This is a genomic window from Chryseobacterium polytrichastri (genome assembly GCF_900142445.1).
Taxonomy (GTDB): Bacteria; Bacteroidota; Bacteroidia; order Flavobacteriales; family Weeksellaceae; genus Chryseobacterium; species Chryseobacterium polytrichastri.
The window spans coordinates 1-16,482 of the sequence record NZ_FRAV01000006.1 but is presented as its reverse complement, the minus strand read 5'-3'; the positions used below and the strand labels follow the sequence as shown (position 1 = coordinate 16,482).

General features: G+C 34.4%; 16 protein-coding genes and 1 pseudogene. 12 read left to right on the top strand and 5 right to left on the bottom strand.

Annotated elements, in window-relative coordinates:
- Nucleotides 1-7 precede the first annotated feature (7 nt).
- From lpxD to BUB80_RS04885, 7 genes are all read left to right on the top strand, one after another.
- Nucleotides 8-1,039 (top strand): UDP-3-O-(3-hydroxymyristoyl)glucosamine N-acyltransferase, encoded by a 1,032-nt coding sequence (gene lpxD / locus BUB80_RS04915; protein ID WP_073291486.1) that lies wholly within the window; start codon nt 8-10, stop codon nt 1,037-1,039.
- The gene (locus BUB80_RS04910) at nt 1,032-2,429 is read left to right on the top strand and encodes a bifunctional UDP-3-O-[3-hydroxymyristoyl] N-acetylglucosamine deacetylase/3-hydroxyacyl-ACP dehydratase (protein ID WP_073291484.1); all 1,398 of its coding nucleotides are present in this window, start codon (nt 1,032-1,034) and stop codon (nt 2,427-2,429) included. The genes lpxD and BUB80_RS04910 overlap by 8 nt, the downstream gene beginning before the upstream one ends.
- Nucleotides 2,430-3,224 (top strand): acyl-ACP--UDP-N-acetylglucosamine O-acyltransferase, encoded by a 795-nt coding sequence (gene lpxA, locus BUB80_RS04905; protein WP_054510285.1) that lies wholly within the window; start codon nt 2,430-2,432, stop codon nt 3,222-3,224. It abuts the gene before it with no gap.
- A 27-nt stretch (nt 3,225-3,251) separates the two neighbouring features.
- A complete protein-coding gene (gene efp / locus BUB80_RS04900) occupies nt 3,252-3,818 on the top strand; it encodes an elongation factor P (protein ID WP_073291483.1) in 567 nt (188 codons plus the stop codon).
- A gap of 221 nt (nt 3,819-4,039) precedes the next feature.
- The gene (locus tag BUB80_RS04895) at nt 4,040-4,942 is read left to right on the top strand and encodes a UDP-3-O-(3-hydroxymyristoyl)glucosamine N-acyltransferase (RefSeq protein ID WP_073291481.1); all 903 of its coding nucleotides are present in this window, start codon (nt 4,040-4,042) and stop codon (nt 4,940-4,942) included.
- A gap of 92 nt (nt 4,943-5,034) precedes the next feature.
- Nucleotides 5,035-5,907: a succinate--CoA ligase subunit alpha gene (gene sucD, locus BUB80_RS04890; protein ID WP_034710058.1), complete on the top strand. Its 873-nt coding sequence runs from the start codon at nt 5,035-5,037 to the stop codon at nt 5,905-5,907.
- Nucleotides 5,908-5,923: 16 nt separating this feature from the next.
- Nucleotides 5,924-6,592, top strand: coding sequence for a porin family protein (locus BUB80_RS04885; RefSeq protein WP_073291480.1), 669 nt, complete (start codon nt 5,924-5,926; stop codon nt 6,590-6,592).
- Nucleotides 6,593-6,670: 78 nt separating this feature from the next.
- Here BUB80_RS04885 and BUB80_RS04880 read toward each other — a convergent pair whose 3' ends face one another.
- The 3 genes from BUB80_RS04880 to BUB80_RS04870 all read right to left on the bottom strand — a co-directional run bounded on the left by BUB80_RS04880 (nt 6,671) and on the right by BUB80_RS04870 (nt 9,353).
- Nucleotides 6,671-7,981 (bottom strand): ABC transporter permease, encoded by a 1,311-nt coding sequence (locus tag BUB80_RS04880; protein WP_054510280.1) that lies wholly within the window; start codon nt 7,979-7,981, stop codon nt 6,671-6,673.
- Nucleotides 7,982-7,985: 4 nt separating this feature from the next.
- Nucleotides 7,986-8,897, bottom strand: coding sequence for an ABC transporter ATP-binding protein (locus BUB80_RS04875; protein ID WP_073291478.1), 912 nt, complete (start codon nt 8,895-8,897; stop codon nt 7,986-7,988).
- Between the two features lie 105 nt (nt 8,898-9,002).
- The gene (locus BUB80_RS04870; RefSeq protein ID WP_073291477.1) at nt 9,003-9,353 is read right to left on the bottom strand and encodes a T9SS type A sorting domain-containing protein; all 351 of its coding nucleotides are present in this window, start codon (nt 9,351-9,353) and stop codon (nt 9,003-9,005) included.
- 119 nt (nt 9,354-9,472) lie between these two features.
- Here BUB80_RS04870 and hemB point away from each other — a divergent pair, with 119 nt between their 5' ends.
- Nucleotides 9,473-10,462: a porphobilinogen synthase gene (gene hemB, locus BUB80_RS04865; protein ID WP_073291475.1), complete on the top strand. Its 990-nt coding sequence runs from the start codon at nt 9,473-9,475 to the stop codon at nt 10,460-10,462.
- Between the two features lie 46 nt (nt 10,463-10,508).
- Here hemB and BUB80_RS04860 read toward each other — a convergent pair whose 3' ends face one another.
- Together BUB80_RS04860 and BUB80_RS04855 are read right to left on the bottom strand one after the other, a co-directional pair.
- The gene (locus BUB80_RS04860; protein WP_073291473.1) at nt 10,509-11,237 is read right to left on the bottom strand and encodes a hypothetical protein; all 729 of its coding nucleotides are present in this window, start codon (nt 11,235-11,237) and stop codon (nt 10,509-10,511) included.
- 98 nt (nt 11,238-11,335) lie between these two features.
- Nucleotides 11,336-11,836, bottom strand: coding sequence for a hypothetical protein (locus tag BUB80_RS04855; RefSeq protein WP_073291471.1), 501 nt, complete (start codon nt 11,834-11,836; stop codon nt 11,336-11,338).
- 169 nt (nt 11,837-12,005) lie between these two features.
- On the opposite strand from BUB80_RS04855, the pseudogene lptB reads away from it, so the two are divergent.
- The 4 genes and pseudogenes from lptB to BUB80_RS04835 all read left to right on the top strand — a co-directional run.
- Nucleotides 12,006-12,731: pseudogene (gene lptB / locus BUB80_RS04850) on the top strand (LPS export ABC transporter ATP-binding protein); the annotation flags it as partial.
- A gap of 336 nt (nt 12,732-13,067) precedes the next feature.
- On the top strand, nt 13,068-13,325 hold the full coding sequence (locus BUB80_RS04845) for a hypothetical protein (protein WP_073291467.1): 258 nt from the start codon (nt 13,068-13,070) through the stop codon (nt 13,323-13,325).
- A gap of 165 nt (nt 13,326-13,490) precedes the next feature.
- Entirely contained in the window at nt 13,491-15,218 is a 1,728-nt protein-coding gene (locus BUB80_RS04840) for an ABC transporter ATP-binding protein (protein ID WP_073291734.1), read from the top strand.
- A 165-nt stretch (nt 15,219-15,383) separates the two neighbouring features.
- Nucleotides 15,384-16,334: a helix-turn-helix transcriptional regulator gene (locus BUB80_RS04835; RefSeq protein ID WP_073291465.1), complete on the top strand. Its 951-nt coding sequence runs from the start codon at nt 15,384-15,386 to the stop codon at nt 16,332-16,334.
- Nucleotides 16,335-16,482: the final 148 nt, after the last annotated feature.

Here is a 16,482-nt window from a genome sequence, read left to right as displayed (position 1 = left end):
GCAGAATATGGAATTTACAGCTTCGCAAATTGCAAGTTTTATCGACGGAAAAATAATAGGTGACGAGAACGCACTTATTACTGGAGTTTCACCAATTGAAAATGGAGAATCTGGACATCTTTCTTTTGTAGCACAAGAAAGGTTTTCCCATTATATGGATACTTCACAATGCTCTGTTCTTATCGTTTCGGAAAACATTATTACAAAAGATAATTATAATCCAACCATCATTGCCGTAAAAGATGCTTATCTTTCGTTTCAGGTTTTAATGAATCTGTATCAGGAGATGCAAGGTAGAAAAGAAGGAATCGAAGACGGTTCCTCTATTCATGAAACAGCTGTTATTGGCGAAAAAGTCTATATCGGTGCGTTTGCCTACATCTCTGAAAAGGCGAAAATTGGTGAAGGATCACAAATTTATCCTCAAGTTTATATTGGTAAAGGAGTAAAGATTGGTAAAAACTGTAAAATAGACAGTGGTGCCAGAATTTATGATTACTGTATTATTGGTGATAATTGTGTCGTTCATTCTAATACCGTAATTGGAGGTGACGGATTTGGGTTTCAACCTACTCCTGATGGATTTAAAAAAATACCTCAGTTGGGTAATGTAATTATTGAAGATGATGTTGAAATAGGTTCTAACTGTAGTATCGACAGAGCTACTATTGGATCTACCGTTATTGGAAAAGGAACTAAAATAGATAACCTTATCCAGATTGCCCATAATGTGAAAATAGGACAGAATAATGTGATTGCGGCGCAAGCAGGAATTGCAGGTTCTACAACTATCGGAAACTGGAACCAAATTGGCGGTCAGGTAGGAGTTGTTGGGCATATTAAAATAGGAAATCAGGTGAAAATTCAGGCTCAAAGTGGTGTGAATTCTAGTGTAAATGACAAAGAAACCATCTATGGTTCGCCTGCGATAAGCTATAACGACTATCTTAGAAGTTATGTACATTTTAGGAATTTACCTGAAATTGTAAAAAGAATAAATAATCTTGAGAATACCTCAAAAGATCATACTAATGAGTGATATGCAAAAAACACTTCAGGAACAGGTAACACTTTCCGGGATTGGCCTTCATACTGGTAAAGAAGTAAAATTGACCATAAAACCTGCTAAAGAAAATACAGGTTTCGTTTTTGTGAGAACAGATTTAGAGGGTCATCCTCAGGTCGAAGCTGATGTGAACTATGTTGTAGCAACAGAAAGAGGAACAACATTAGAAAAATTAGGAGTTAAAATTAACACTTGTGAACATCTTTTGGCAGCTCTAGTAGGTTGTGATATAGATAATGCAATGTTGGAAATGGATGCTTCTGAACCTCCAATTTTAGATGGATCTTCAAAGTTCTTTGTAGAAGCTATCGAAAGTGTAGGGGTTGTAGAACAAAGTGTTGCCAGAGAATATTTGGTAGTAAAAGAAGTTCTTAGCTATAGCGATCCGGTAACGGGTTCCGAGATTACAATTATTCCTTCAGATAATTACGAAATTACAACAATGGTAGATTTTGGGACTAAAGTTTTAGGTACTCAAAATGCTACGTTAAAGAATATTTCAGAATTTAAAGAAGAGATTTCATCTGCAAGAACATTCAGCTTTTTACACGAATTAGAAATGCTTTTAGATCATGGTTTGATCAAAGGTGGAGATATTTCTAATGCGATTGTATATGTAGATAAAGATCTTACTCCTGAAACTACTGAAAAATTAAAGAAAGCGTTTGGTAAAGACAATGTGTCTATCAGACCAAATGGCATTCTTGATAATCTTACCTTAAATTATCCTAACGAGGCTGCAAGACACAAATTACTTGATGTAATTGGTGATTTAGCATTAGCAGGAGTGAAAATAAAAGGGAAAGTTATTGCTAATAAGCCAGGACATTTTGTAAATACTCAATTTGCTAAAAAATTGAACCGTCAGTGGAAATTACAGAAGAAAAAAAATGTTCCTGATTTTGATTTAACAAAAGAACCTGTATTCGATATCAACGGAATTATGAAGTTGATGCCTCACAGACCTCCGTTCTTATTGATTGATAAAATCTTAGAATTGTCTGATTCTCATGTAGTAGGATTGAAAAACGTTACAATGAATGAGCCTTTCTTCGTTGGACATTTTCCTAAAGAGCCTGTAATGCCAGGAGTTTTACAAGTAGAAGCGTTGGCACAAACAGGAGGTATCTTAGTATTGGCAAGCGTTCCGGATCCGGAAAATTATTCTACTTATTTTATTAAAATAGATAAAGTGAAATTCAAAAGAAAAGTAGTTCCTGGTGATACTATGATTTTCAAAATTGAATTGATAGAGCCTATCAGAAGAGGTATTGTTCATATGCAGGGATACGGATATGTAGGAGATACTGTAGCAGTAGAAGCAGAATTAATGGCTCAAGTTGCAAAAATTAAAGTTGATTAAATGATTCATCAATTAGCAGCCGTAGATAAACGTGCGAAAATCAGCAAGAATGTTATTGTAGAACCATTTACTACAATTGCAGGGGACGTAGAGATCGGAGAAGGAACTTGGATTGGCCCTAATGTTACCATTATGGATGGAGCTAGAATAGGCAAAAACTGTAGAATTTTTCCGGGAACAGTAATTTCTGCAATCCCTCAGGATTTAAAGTTTGATGGTGAAGATACTCAGGTAATTATCGGAGACGAAACTACAATCAGAGAGTGTGTAACGGTAAACAGAGGAACGAAAGCCCTAGGATTTACCAAAATTGGTAAAAACTGCCTTATCATGGCAACTTCCCATATTGCACACGACTGCGTTATCGGAGATCACGTTATCATTGTAAACGGTTGTGGAATTGCAGGACACGTAGAAATCGGAGACTATACTGTAATGGGAGGTCTTAGTGCGGTGCATCAATTTGGTAAAATCGGCAAACATGTAATGATTTCTGGTGGAACATTGGTGAGAAAAGATATTCCGCCTTATGTAAAAGTAGCGAGAGAACCGATGTCTTATGCAGGAATCAATTCAGTAGGTTTGAGAAGAAGAGGTTTTACGAATGAGAAAATTTTCGAAATTCAAAAGATCTACAGAACGATTTTCCAAATGAAAATGAACGTTTCTCAGGCAGTAACTTACATTGAAAAAGAAATGCTTCCAACGGCTGAAAGAGATGAAATTCTTCAGTTTATTCAAAACTCTCCTCGAGGTATCGTGAAAGGATACGGAACAGGAAAAGAAAGTAACTAATACAAATTAAAAGATAATATAAAATTAATGGCAACAAGTAACGATATAAAAAAAGGTCTTTGTATAGAATTCAGCAATGATATTTTCAAAGTAGTTGAATTTATGCACGTAAAGCCAGGAAAAGGGCCAGCTTTCGTTAGAACAAAACTAAAGTCAGTAACCAACGGAAAAGTTCTTGATAACACTTTCTCTGCAGGTCACAAAATTGATGAGGTAAAAGTAATCACAAGAAAATTTCAGTATCTTTATGATGATGAGAATGGATTCCACTTCATGAACAATGAAGACTTCTCTCAATTATATTTGAACAAAGAGATGATCGAAAACTCTAATCTGATGAAAGCAGGTGAAGAAGTAACTATCATTTTAAAGGAGGCTGATGAGACACCTTTGTCTGCAGAACTTCCTCAATCTGTTTACCTAGAGGTTATTGAAGCTGATCCGGGAGTAAAAGGAAATACAGCAACCAACGCTCTTAAAAACGCTATCGTTGAAACAGGAGCAAGAGTAATGGTTCCTCTGTTCATTGAAGCGGGAGACAAAATCAAAGTGAGCACTGAAGACTGTTCTTACTTAGAAAGAGTAAAAGAATAATTATTCAAAATAACATGAAGCTGGAAGTATAATAACTTTCAGCTTTCATTTTTTATGGCAGCTATTTCCGCCTTCCGCTCCCAATCTTTTTTGGCCATTGCTTTTTCCATGCTAAAAAAGGATTTCCGCTCAAGTCGGGCTGCAATCTAAACTTGAAAACAAACCGTGTCAAGGTTTTAAACCTTGACACGGGTGATAAAATTTAAACATCATTTAAACATATGACGTTTCATCAACCACAAAAACTGAAAACAATTGCTGATCTTATCGGATCAAAATTTGTTGGCTCTGAAGACTTTGAAGTATTAGGAACTAATGAAATTCACATGGTAAGACCGGGAGATATTGTTTTCGTAAACCATCCAAAATATTACGATAAAGCTTTAAATTCGGCAGCAACAATTATTTTAATTGATAAAGAAGTTGAATGTCCCGAAGGTAAAGCACTTTTAGTTTCTGAAGATCCTTTCGGAGATTTCAATAAGATCAATACTCATTTTACGAGAATATATAATTTCACAGAAGAACTTCACGATGTTGAAATAGGAGAGGGTACAAAAATCCATCGTACAGCTGTGATCGGAAATAATGTTACTATTGGGAAGAATACCCTTATTTTTCCTAATGTTGTCATTGGCGACAGAACTGTCATTGGTGACAATGTGATTATTCAATCAAATACTGTTTTAGGAGGTGATGCTTTTTATTACAGAAAATTAAATGGAAATTTTGACCGTCTGATTTCTGTAGGAAATGTTATCATTGAAAACAATGTAGAAATCGGGAATGGATGTACAATCGACCGTGGAGTTACAGATTCTACGGTTATCGGTGAAGGTTCTGTATTGGATAATCAAATCCAAATCGGTCATGATACCGTCATCGGAAAAAAATGTTTGATTGCTTCACAAGTAGGAATCGCAGGATGTTGTGTGATAGGAAATGAGGTAACATTGTGGGGACAGGTTGGTATCGCTTCTGGTAATAAAATTGCTGATGGATCTGTAATACTTGGAAAAACAGGTGTCAACAGAGATCTTGAAAAAGGGACTTATATCGGAATGTTTGCAGAAGATTTTAAAACTTATTTGAAAAAAGAGGTAAAACTGAGAAATCTCAAATAAACAATTGTCAAGGTTTTATCTAAAATCAAAGAAAAATAAGTAAATTTGTGAGCATTAATAGAATAATAAAAATAAATTAAAACAACAATAAAATGTCAATTTTAGTAAACAAAGATTCTAAAGTAATTGTACAAGGATTTACAGGTAACGAAGGTACTTTCCACGCAGGTCAGATGATTGAATACGGAACAAACGTTGTAGGTGGTGTTACTCCAGGAAAAGGAGGTAGCGAGCACTTAGGAAAGCCTGTATTTAACACTGTTGCTGACGCTGTTGAAAAAGCTGGAGCTAACGTAAGTATTATTTTCGTACCACCTGCATTTGCTGCAGATGCTATTATGGAAGCTGCTGAAGCTGGAATTAAAGTGATCGTATGTATTACTGAAGGTATTCCTGTAGCAGACATGGTAAAAGTAAAATCTTATATCGCTGATAGAGATTGTAGATTGATTGGGCCAAACTGTCCTGGAATCATTACTTCTGAGGAAGCTAAAATTGGTATTATGCCAGGTTTTGTTTTCAAGAAAGGTAAAGTAGGTATCGTTTCTAAATCAGGAACTCTTACTTATGAAGCTGCTGACCAAGTTGTAAAAGCTGGTTTCGGTGTTTCTACTGCTATTGGTATTGGTGGTGACCCAATTATTGGAACAACTACAAGAGAAGCTTTAGAATTATTTATCAATGATCCAGAAACTGAAGCTGTTGTTATGATCGGTGAGATCGGTGGTGGTCTTGAAGCTGAAGCTGCAAGATGGTATAAAGCTAGCGGATCTACTAAACCTGTTGTAGGGTTTATCGCTGGGCAAACAGCTCCTAAAGGAAGAACTATGGGGCACGCTGGTGCTATTGTAGGTGGAGACGAAGATACTGCTCAGGCAAAAATGCAGATCATGAGAGAAAACGGCATCAACGTTGTTGATTCTCCAGCTGATATCGGTGCAACTGTAGCTAAAATTTTAGCTTAATTATAAAACCAAACATATGAAAAAACTTTTATTAACCTCCGCTTTAGCCCTCTCTACTTTATCATTTGCCCAGATTAATTTCAAAAGTACAAGATTTGGTGTCACTGCAGGAGCTAATTACTCGGGAGTGAAAAATGCCCACAACCCTTCAGGAAAAAGATTTAGTATGCAAGCTGGTGTGCTAGCTCTGATCCCGATGGGAAAAGCAAATCAATTCTTTATTCAGCCGGAAGTTTTATACTATGGTGCTGGAGAAACTGGTAAAGATAAAGATGCTAAAGGGAGAGATGGTTACGATGCTGTTTATGCAAATAACTATATCAGTGTTCCAATTTATTTCAAAGGCTATTTTTCAGAAGCTGCATCAGAATTCTTTGCAATGGCAGGACCTAGATTTAACTTCTTAGTTAGCCAGAATGTGAAAAATGCTCCGGTATCAAGACCTTATTATAATCCGGACGTTACTGATCCTAAGTATCCTGGAGTAAATGGTAAAGCAGCTAGCTTTAACTTTGGTTTAGGAATTGGTGTAGGGTATAGCTACAAAAGACAAGTTGAATTTGCTTTGAATTATGACTTTGGTATTTCTAATACTTATCCAGGTCTTGCGAATGAACCTCAGGGAACTTCAAAAGGTAAATCTGAACAAGTTCTTAGTGCTAAAATTAGCTACATCTTTAAATAAAAAGATTTCTTAGAAATATAAAAAATCCCGAGAAGCAATTCTCGGGATTTTGTTTTGATATTATTCAGAAGGTTTTAATTACCCTCTAATCCATTTCCAAAGTTCTTTTACAGTCGCTTTATTTCCGTACATTAAAATTCCAACTCTATAGATTTTTCCTGCTACGAATATCATGAAAACGGTTGTTCCTAATAGTAGTACAATCGACAAGGCCAACTGCCAAATAGGAACTCCAAAAGGAATTCTTGCAATCATAGCAACAGGTGAAGTAAAAGGAATGATAGATAACCAAAAGCCTAGGGGCCCGTCAGGGTTATTCATTAATGAAAAACTTCCATACATTCCCAAGGTTAATGGTAAAATAGCAAATAAGGTGAATTGCTGAGTCTCAGTCTCATTATCAACAGCCGAACCAATAGCAGCATAAATGGAGCTATAAAAGATATATCCCAAAAGGAAATAGATAATAAATACACCAATAATTAAAGGGAAATTAAGTTCTAATAAACTATGAGAAACCTGCGTTGCAATTTGAGCAATGTCTAGTTTACTAATAATCTCCTCATTTCCACCAGGAATATTTTTCTGTATTGAATTAAAACCTGTGTTCAAAACCAAGGCCCCAATAACGGACATTGTAATCCAAATAATAAATTGGGTTAAAGCAACCATTGTTACGCCCAAAATTTTACCCATCATCAGTTCAAATGGTTTCACAGAAGAAATGATAATTTCTACAACACGGTTGTTTTTCTCTTCCAAAACACTTCTCATTACTCTTACCCCATAAATAAGGATAAACATGAAGGTAACATACATTAAAACCATGCTTAATCCGGTTTTTACACCAAAGCTAAGATCAGAATCTTCCTTGTTGTTTTCAGAAACGTTAATCGTTTTTAATGTAAAGCTTTTATCAAGATTTTCTAATTGAGTTTCGGCGATGCCTAAATGTTTGATCTTTTCTTTCTTGATGACATTAATGATATCAGAAACAATTCTTTGCTTGGTATCAAAACCAATTTTAGTATTTACAACCAATCTTGAATTTTTCTCAAGATCATCAAAGTTCTGATCTTTTAATTCCGGTAATACTAAAATACCATCTAAAGATTCGTTTCCTTTTAAATTGTTGATTTTCGACTTTTCATCAGCTGTGGAAACAAAAACATAATTAAGTTTATCGTTTGATTTTAGTTGATCTTTAAATAATCCACTTTTATCAACCACTTCAATGATGCTGTGTGATTCATTAGCTTTAAACATTAATCCGATAACCGCTCCAAAAGCAATAATCATAACAGGAGCCAATAAAGTCAATATAATAAAGGATTTTTTCTTAACCTGTGTAAGGAATTCCCTTTTTGTAATTAAAAAAATATTATTCATAAAATTAAGGATGGTTACTTACAGCGTTAATAAATACTTCATTCATACTCGGAATTCTTTCGTCGAATGATCTCACTTTTCCAACATGTACAAGATCTAAAATGATGTTATTCTGCTCAGTTTCATTTTTAAGATCAAAAGAAACTAAATTATTCTCATGGGTATAATTAAAGATTTCATATTTATTTTTGAAAGTTTCAAGTTGATGATCATTCACTTCAGAAAGGGTAATTCCGAAAATATTTTTCTTGAATTTTTCTCTTACGTCGAAAACTTTTCCGTCAATGATTTTTTTAGAATTATTGATTAATGCTACATAATCACACATTTCTTCCACACTTTCCATTCTGTGCGTCGAAAGAATAATGGTTGTTCCATTGTTTTTAAGCTCAATAATCTGGTCTTTAATCAAATTAGCATTCACAGGATCAAAACCGGAGAAAGGTTCATCTAAAATTAAAAGATGCGGTCTGTGAAGTACAGTTACAACAAACTGAATTTTCTGAGCCATCCCTTTTGACAGTTCAGAAAGCTTTTTCTTCCACCATTGATCGATGTTCAGTTTTTCAAACCATTTTTTGGCTTCCGTCAGCGCATCATTTTTGGTCATTCCTTTTAATTCACCAAAATATAGAATCTGGTCACCAACGGTCATGTTTTTATACAAACCTCTTTCTTCAGGCATGTAACCGATATCTCTGATGTGGTTTTGATTAAGCTTTTCTCCGTTGATGAATACATCTCCGGAATCTGCCTGAGTAATTTGATTGATAATACGGATGAATGAAGTTTTTCCGGCTCCGTTAGGGCCTAAAAGACCATAAATACTCCCTGTTGGGACATGTATACTGAAGTCGTCCAATGCTACTTTTTTACCTGCATTGTAGGTCTTCGTAATATGTTCAGCTTTTAGCATTAATTTGTTTTTCTGTATTAGTATAAAAATATCCCGAAAGTTACGGAATAATTGAAACAGAATTAATGTAAAAGAAAAAATCCTGATGATTATCAGGATTTAATTTTATTGTTTTACGATTTGAGTAACCTTTTGTGTATTATCGCTCAAAATGTAGCGAATTAAATATTTTCCAGGTTTCAATTTTTCAATATTGATTTCTCCCGAATTCATATTTACAATGTAATTAGCAACTTGGGTACCCAAAATTGAATAAAAAGTCACGCTTTTAACTCTTAAAGAAGAGTCTTTTGCCTTAATGACAAGGAAATCCTTTGCCGGATTTGGATAGGCAACAAGCACACCATCATCTGCTTTTTGCGAGATGGAACCAGGCTCTCTTAGTTGAGCTTTAAAATTGTTGGAAAACCCAACAAAAGTGCCTATAAATAAAAATAAAAGTAAAAGTTTTTTCATCAAATTATAATTTCTCAAAGTATTTCCTAACAAAAATAAATAATTCTATAATTTCCTGCAATAGTTTTTTATAGAACTTATAGTAAATTTGCAGAAACTTATTCAAAAAGTATTCCAAAATGATACATTCAAGAAATAGAAGACTTAGAGTTAGTGAGTCTATGAGAAGTTTGGTAAGAGAAAGTATCCTTACAACAGATGATTTTGTAATGCCGATCTTCGTAATGGAGGGCGAAAACAAGGAAGAAGCAATTCCATCCATGCCTGGTATCTTCAGGAGGAGTATAGATCTGACGGTGAAGGAATGTAAAGAATTATTTTCTTTGGGCGTAAAAGCTGTCAATTTGTACATGAAAGTGTCTGATCATTTGAAAGACAATACGGGAAAGGAAGCATGGAATAAAGACGGTTTGATGCAAAATACCATTAAAGCGATTAAAGATGCGGTTCCTGCAATGGTTGTAATGCCTGATGTAGCGCTGGATCCTTATTCAATTTATGGTCACGATGGAATCATCGAAAATGGAAAGATCATGAATGATGCTACCAATGATGCATTGGCAAGAATGTCTGTGTCACTTGCTGAAGCCGGAGCAGACATTGTGGCACCAAGTGATATGATGGACGGAAGAGTGTTGACGATTCGTGAGGCTTTAGAAGAAAACGGGTTTACTGATGTTGGAATTTTAAGTTATTCTGCAAAGTATGCAAGTTCATTTTACGGGCCGTTCAGAAGCGCTTTAGACAGTGCTCCGAAAGATGATATGGAAATTCCGAAAGATAAAAAGACCTATCAGATGGATTTTCACAATTCGCGTGAGGCGTTGAACGAAGTTTTTAAAGATATCGATGAAGGAGCAGATATCATTATGATCAAACCGGGACTTCCTTATTTGGATATTGTTGCTAAAGTTCGTGAAGCTATTGATCTTCCGATTGCGGTTTACAATGTGAGTGGTGAATATGCTATGGTAAAAGCTGCAGCTCAAAACGGTTGGTTAGATAACGATAAAACAATCATTGAAAGCTTAACGTGTTTCAAAAGAGCAGGAGCAGATATGATCTTTACCTATTTTGCGAAAGAAGCAGCGATTCTTTTAAATAAATAATCAACAACAATTATACAAGCAAAACACCTCAATTTGAGGTGTTTTTTTATGAAATATCAAAATCTTTTCCTTTCGTAAACTTTGCTGCAAATGGTGCCTGATTTCCTGAATATTTTAAAACAAAATGTTTCTTGGTATCGGTATCTAATTTTGCTTCAACTTCTACATTTTGCGTTTGAAAATTGAGATCTAATCCAACTGTAGATTCTTTTTCCAGATAAATTTCCACGCTTTCTGCATAGAATAGGGAAGTACTCAGATAATTGAACTTAATGTTTTTTCTATAGGTTTTAGATTGGTCTTGAGTAAATTCAGAATAGCTTTTCAAAATTTCAATTCCCGGCGAATCTATATTCGTAATTCTTGATTTGGTAACCCCGTTTACTTTAACTGAAAAATCTTTGGCATTTTTAATATTTCCATTAATTCCAATATTGAACAACGAAGGGAGCGAAAGACCATATTCAATCATGCTGTCTTTGGTGAACTCAAAGTCTGGAATTAAAGCCGGTTGTTTCGGAATATTGATCAACTGATCTTTTACTTTTGCTAAATCTTCTCCAGAAAATAAAAAGCCGATTAAGTTATTTTCTGTTGTTCTCCAATTTCTCCCGTTCCATTCAAAAATCTCACAAAGCAGAGTATCTACTGATGAGTGAGGAAGTAGCTCCATATCTTGCCACTTGAAAACTTCCTTGGCATAAGGTCTTCGGTTGATTAGAGTAATGCCTAGGTCTAAAGCTAATAGATCGGTTAATTGTTGATTGCTTTCCATGGAATATTTCTTTTTGGGAGATAAATTTAGGTTAATAATATTCAATTTGTAAGGAATAAAAAAAGATTAGATAAAAATCTAATCTCAATGTTTGTAAACTATTTATTAAAAATTCTTTCTAATCTTTGATTCCATTGTTTAGGGATTACGTCTGTCGTACTTTTTTCAAGGGTATCTCTAGCATCAAGGGCTGGTGTTTTTATTTTAGTGTCAGGATTAATTTCCCATACATCTTTAATAATCATTTGATTGGGTGTGAGTTTGATAACCATAGAATCATTTGATTTAATGCCTTCTTGAAAATGTTCAAAAATTAAATTTAAATCTCCATTTTCATTTTTGGTTCCATGTAAAATTCCAACTTTAGCATCTTTGCCATCTGGAAGCCAGAGCATTTTTCCTTCTACATTGTTGTCTTTAATAACCAGATTTACCAAAGTAGAATCAATCATCCCGTTTCCTTTTGAAAACTTACTATAGTTAAGGATTTCCTGTTGAGCAGGTTCAGGAGTGTTGGATTCTTTCTTTGAATTGCTACAAGAAATAATTGTAGTGGAAATAATTGCTGCAGCAATCAAGCTCATTAATTTTTTTTTCATTATTTATATTTATTATGTCTCGTTCCATTTATCAAAAAGCATACCTTTTCAACAAGTTGCCTTTATGGAGAGCGTTTGAATATCTTTGATACATCATCTATCATTATTCAATTGTATAAGTATGGTAAAACATAAATAAAATCAGATTACATTTTTATATATTTGCTTCATGATTTTACGAGGAGAAAACTTAATCAAGGAATACGGTCCTAAAAAAGTTGTAAAAGGCGTTTCTGTACAGGTTCAGCAGGGAGAAATTGTTGGTTTGCTTGGTCCGAATGGAGCAGGAAAAACTACATCGTTTTATATGATTGTAGGTTTGGTTAAGCCCACTTCAGGAAAAATTTTCTTAGAAAACCAGGAAATTACCACTGATGCCATGTATCGCCGAGCGCAAAAGGGAATCGGTTATCTGGCTCAGGAAGCGTCTGTTTTTAGAAAACTTTCCGTTGAAGAAAACATTATGGGCGTTTTGCAGTTGACGAAACTCTCAAAACGTGAGCAACAGATGAAATGTGATGAATTGGTTGAAGAATTCTCATTACAGCACGTTCGTAAAAACAGAGGAGATCTTCTTTCAGGAGGAGAACGACGTAGAACGGAAATTGCCCGTTGTTTGGCTACCAGCCCGAACTTTATTCTTTTGGATGAGCCTTTCGCAGGTGTTGACCCGATTGCGGTTGAAGATATTCAGAAAATCGTGAGAAGTTTAGTTGATAAAAATATTGGGATCTTAATTACAGATCACAATGTTCAGCAGACCTTAGCAATTACCAATAAAACATACATTATGTTTGAAGGAAGAATTCTTAAAGAAGGTCTTCCTGAAGATTTGGCAAATGATCCACAGGTAAGAGAAGCTTATCTAGGGGAGAATTTCGTTTATCAGAGTATTTTAGATAAACCGAAAAAGAAAAGATATGCGTACAATATCTGGGCAGGAAATTTTGAATCTAAAACTCAATTTCAAAGTTTTGTGGATGAAAACTTTGCTAAGATTAATGATCTGAAATTAATGTACGGAATTGAAGATATCGGTTTTTCTTCAATGGGGAATTCAGAAATTCAGCATATTTTCAATGATGTTGTAGATAAAAATGCCAATAATTCTTTTGTGTTTCAGAAAAAAGAGATTAATTCTCAATATCCTTTAGAACAGGCAGAGGCAGAATCTAAAGCAGCCAGTAAATCTGAACTTCATTATTTAACGACTTATATTTACGAAGGATAAATGACTGATTTCTTTAATTTTGATGAAAAATTTAAAGTAGGAACAAAAGTCTTTATTCATAATGAATACGGAGTTATAATTGATTTTAAAGAACATGGACTTTCAACAGTAATTCGTTGGGATACACTAAAGGAGAATGATTTTGAAGATTGGTTTTCAATGTGGGGAACTTTCTTTGATATGGGAGGGGAAATTATAAATAAAAATCATCAATTTAAGTATATTAATGATGATGGAAGTTTAAAAGATAAAATTTAAAATCAAGCAATCATTTGCTGAAAAATATAATAAAACGTACCTTTTCTCTTTGAAACGGTACGTTTTTTAGTTAAAATAATTCCTATGGCAAAACCTTTTAACAGAACAGTTACTTTATTTGGAATTTATCAACAACTTATTCCGTTTATCAGACCATATAGGGTAATGATCTATGGAACATTATTCCTTACTTTCTTAGGAGCATTGGCTGCACAGGTCAATCCGCTTGTCTTAAAATATACGGTAGATGAGGTTACAAAATTAACGGGGTTACCACATCCAATGTCTGAAGGAATTCATGTATTGGTCGTTATTTCCATTATCTTATTGGGAAAGGAATTATTGAATATTTTCATCAATTTCGGGCAAAAATTTTATGGAGAAAAAATTAGAATTAACGTGAGTTCTGTTTTAGCACAGTCGGCCATTGATAAAATTTTGACGTATAGAGTTGCTTATTTTAATGATGAAAATCACGAGTCCGGAAAACTTCAGATAAGAATTGATAGAGGAATTGAAAGCTTAACAAAACTGGTCCAAAACTTTTTCATCGATATTCTCCCACTTTTTTCTAATGCTTTCATTGCACTGATCATTATGTATATGCAGAATGTGTATGTGGGGATGGTTTCCACGATCATTGTGCCTATTTATTTTTATATCAGTTCACTTCAGGCGAAAAAATTGGGTGGAGTTCGTCGTCAATTGAGAAATCAGAGAGAGCAGAAAACATCAGGATTGTTGAATTTGATCAACTCGATCATGGTGATTAAAAGTTTTGTCCGTGAAAAATTTGAGGGCAAAAAACAATATGATCTTCAGATGCAGCTGATGGAGAGTCAGATGTTCACAAGGAAAACCAATTTCATTTATGATGGATTAAAAACTTTCATAGAACAATTTGGTGTAGTGCTTATCATTCTTTTGACAGTATATCTTGTGCTGGATCAGAAGATGACCATTGGAGCGATCATGCTTCATATCATGCTGTTTAATAATGTTTCATCGCCGATTCGCCAGTTGCACCGTATTTATGATGATATGAATGATGCGATGATTTATGCAGAAGGCTATTTTGATATTTTAAATGCAGATCAGGAAACAGAACAAAACGGAACTTTTGTAGAAAAAGAAATCAAAGGGAATTTTGAATTAAAGAATATCAATTTTTCTTATCCAAACGGAACGCATGCCTTACATGACATTTCTATGAAAATTGAGAACGGAAAAACTACAGCTTTAGTAGGGTTAAGTGGTGCCGGAAAGTCGACCATTATTAATCTACTATGTAAATTCTATCCGCCAAATTCAGGAGAGGTTTTGCTAGATGGAGTTAATTTAAGTGAATTCGATAACACATTTTTGAGAAATGATATTGGTTTAGTGCTTCAAAGAAATCACATTTTCCAGGGAAGTATTGAAGATAATATTCGGTATGGTGATATGAATGCCAGTTTTGAAGAGATTGAGAAAGCAGCTAAAAAAGCGTATCTCCACGATCAGATTTTAGAGTTACCCGACCAATACCAGCATGATGCAACCCAACTTTCCGGAGGTCAGCAGCAGAGAATTGCGATTGCAAGGTTATTCTTAAAAAATCCACCTATTATTTTCCTTGATGAACCTACTGCCAGCTTAGATGCGATTGCAACAGAGCAGATCAAAAATTCTTTAGATGCCATAAAAGAAGGAAGAACAGTCGTTATTATTTCACATTCTTTATCCCAAATATTAGATTCAGATAAGATTTATGTAATGAAAAAAGGACGAGTTGTAGAAAGTGGAAGTCACGATGAATTGGTTCAGATGAACGGTACCTATCGTGAGATTTTTGATGCTTCTGCAAGAAGTTTGAATCTAGATAAATTGATGAATACCTTTAAAGATAATTAATTTAAGGAATTAGGAATTACTTTTGCTAAAACGCTAAAACGCTAAAACGCTAAAACGCTAAAACGCTAAAACGCTAAAACGCTAAAACGCTAAAACGCTAAAACGCTAAAACGCTAAAACGCTAAAACGCTAAAACGCTAAAACGCTAAAACGCTCAACACCTCAATGAACGATCATTACCTAAAAAAACTCGATAGAGTTACTGCTATTCTCACTCAATTACAATCAAAACCGATTGTCAGAGCACAAGATCTAGCTGCTAAATTTGATGTAAGTGTCAGAACGATTTACCGTGATGTAAAAACGCTCGAAAATGCCGGAATTCCGATTATTGGTGAAGCAGGAAGCGGTTATTCTTTGATGGATGGTTACAAACTTCCGCCGGTGATGTTCACGAAAGAAGAAGTTTTGAGTTTCATTACGGCCGAAAAGTTGATGCAGAAATTTTTACACCAAAGCTTAGGAAATCATTATCAGACTGCGATGGAGAAAGTTCGTTCTGTTCTGAAATATTCTGACAGGAATTTAATTCAGAATATTGAAAAGCAGATTGATGTTTATAATTATCATCCAAAAACAGAAGAGAACATTCGAAATATCATCCCGATTATTCTGGAAAGTATAGCAGAAAAGAAACAGATAACGTTGGAGTACACCACTGTAGATTCCAAAGTATCTATGCGAACTGTTGAGGTCGTGGGTGTTTTCTTTGAATTCAATTATTGGTACATTATGGCTTTTTGTACATTGAGAAATGATTTCAGACAGTTCAGGGTTGACCGAATTTTACAGATTATTAAAACTGAAAATCCTTTTTTACAGGAATATGGACAAATCAATGATTACAGACAGAATTCAAATGGAAATAAAACAAAGGTCAGACTTTTAGTAGAGAAAAAAATTATCGGACATCTGGTAAATTCCAAAAAATATTATGGCTTAATTGAAGAGATTGAAAGAGAAGATGGAATAGAATTAATCTTTGAAACCGATTGGATCAAAGGCGGCTTTCCACGCTGGCTGATTACCTTTGCAGATTATGCAGAAGTGCTGGAGCCTGAATCTTTGAAAGACAGTATCAAAAAAATAGTGGCAGATATTTCAAAAAAAATATAGAAGGTTTTATCAAATTAAGAGGTTGTTAATAACCTGTCTAAACTTTTTATTTTAACCACAAAAGGTACTGTGCTAATTTCCAAATATTTTTAGATATTTGTATAAACTATTTAAGGAGAATATTTATTCATCCTGTGTAGGCAGGTGC

Bases quoted from the DNA above. Each gene is read 5' to 3' on its own strand.
- lpxD (WP_073291486.1), top strand. From the start codon at position 8: ATGGAATTTACAGCTTCGCAAATTGCAAGTTTTATCGACGGAAAAATA.
- BUB80_RS04910 (WP_073291484.1), top strand. From the start codon at position 1,032: ATGAGTGATATGCAAAAAACACTTCAGGAACAGGTAACACTTTCCGGG.
- lpxA (WP_054510285.1), top strand. From the start codon at position 2,430: ATGATTCATCAATTAGCAGCCGTAGATAAACGTGCGAAAATCAGCAAG.
- efp (WP_073291483.1), top strand. From the start codon at position 3,252: ATGGCAACAAGTAACGATATAAAAAAAGGTCTTTGTATAGAATTCAGC.
- BUB80_RS04895 (WP_073291481.1), top strand. From the start codon at position 4,040: ATGACGTTTCATCAACCACAAAAACTGAAAACAATTGCTGATCTTATC.
- sucD (WP_034710058.1), top strand. From the start codon at position 5,035: ATGTCAATTTTAGTAAACAAAGATTCTAAAGTAATTGTACAAGGATTT.
- BUB80_RS04885 (WP_073291480.1), top strand. From the start codon at position 5,924: ATGAAAAAACTTTTATTAACCTCCGCTTTAGCCCTCTCTACTTTATCA.
- BUB80_RS04880 (WP_054510280.1), bottom strand. From the start codon at position 7,981: ATGAATAATATTTTTTTAATTACAAAAAGGGAATTCCTTACACAGGTT.
- BUB80_RS04875 (WP_073291478.1), bottom strand. From the start codon at position 8,897: ATGCTAAAAGCTGAACATATTACGAAGACCTACAATGCAGGTAAAAAA.
- BUB80_RS04870 (WP_073291477.1), bottom strand. From the start codon at position 9,353: ATGAAAAAACTTTTACTTTTATTTTTATTTATAGGCACTTTTGTTGGG.
- hemB (WP_073291475.1), top strand. From the start codon at position 9,473: ATGATACATTCAAGAAATAGAAGACTTAGAGTTAGTGAGTCTATGAGA.
- BUB80_RS04860 (WP_073291473.1), bottom strand. From the start codon at position 11,237: ATGGAAAGCAATCAACAATTAACCGATCTATTAGCTTTAGACCTAGGC.
- BUB80_RS04855 (WP_073291471.1), bottom strand. From the start codon at position 11,836: ATGAAAAAAAAATTAATGAGCTTGATTGCTGCAGCAATTATTTCCACT.
- BUB80_RS04845 (WP_073291467.1), top strand. From the start codon at position 13,068: ATGACTGATTTCTTTAATTTTGATGAAAAATTTAAAGTAGGAACAAAA.
- BUB80_RS04840 (WP_073291734.1), top strand. From the start codon at position 13,491: ATGATCTATGGAACATTATTCCTTACTTTCTTAGGAGCATTGGCTGCA.
- BUB80_RS04835 (WP_073291465.1), top strand. From the start codon at position 15,384: ATGAACGATCATTACCTAAAAAAACTCGATAGAGTTACTGCTATTCTC.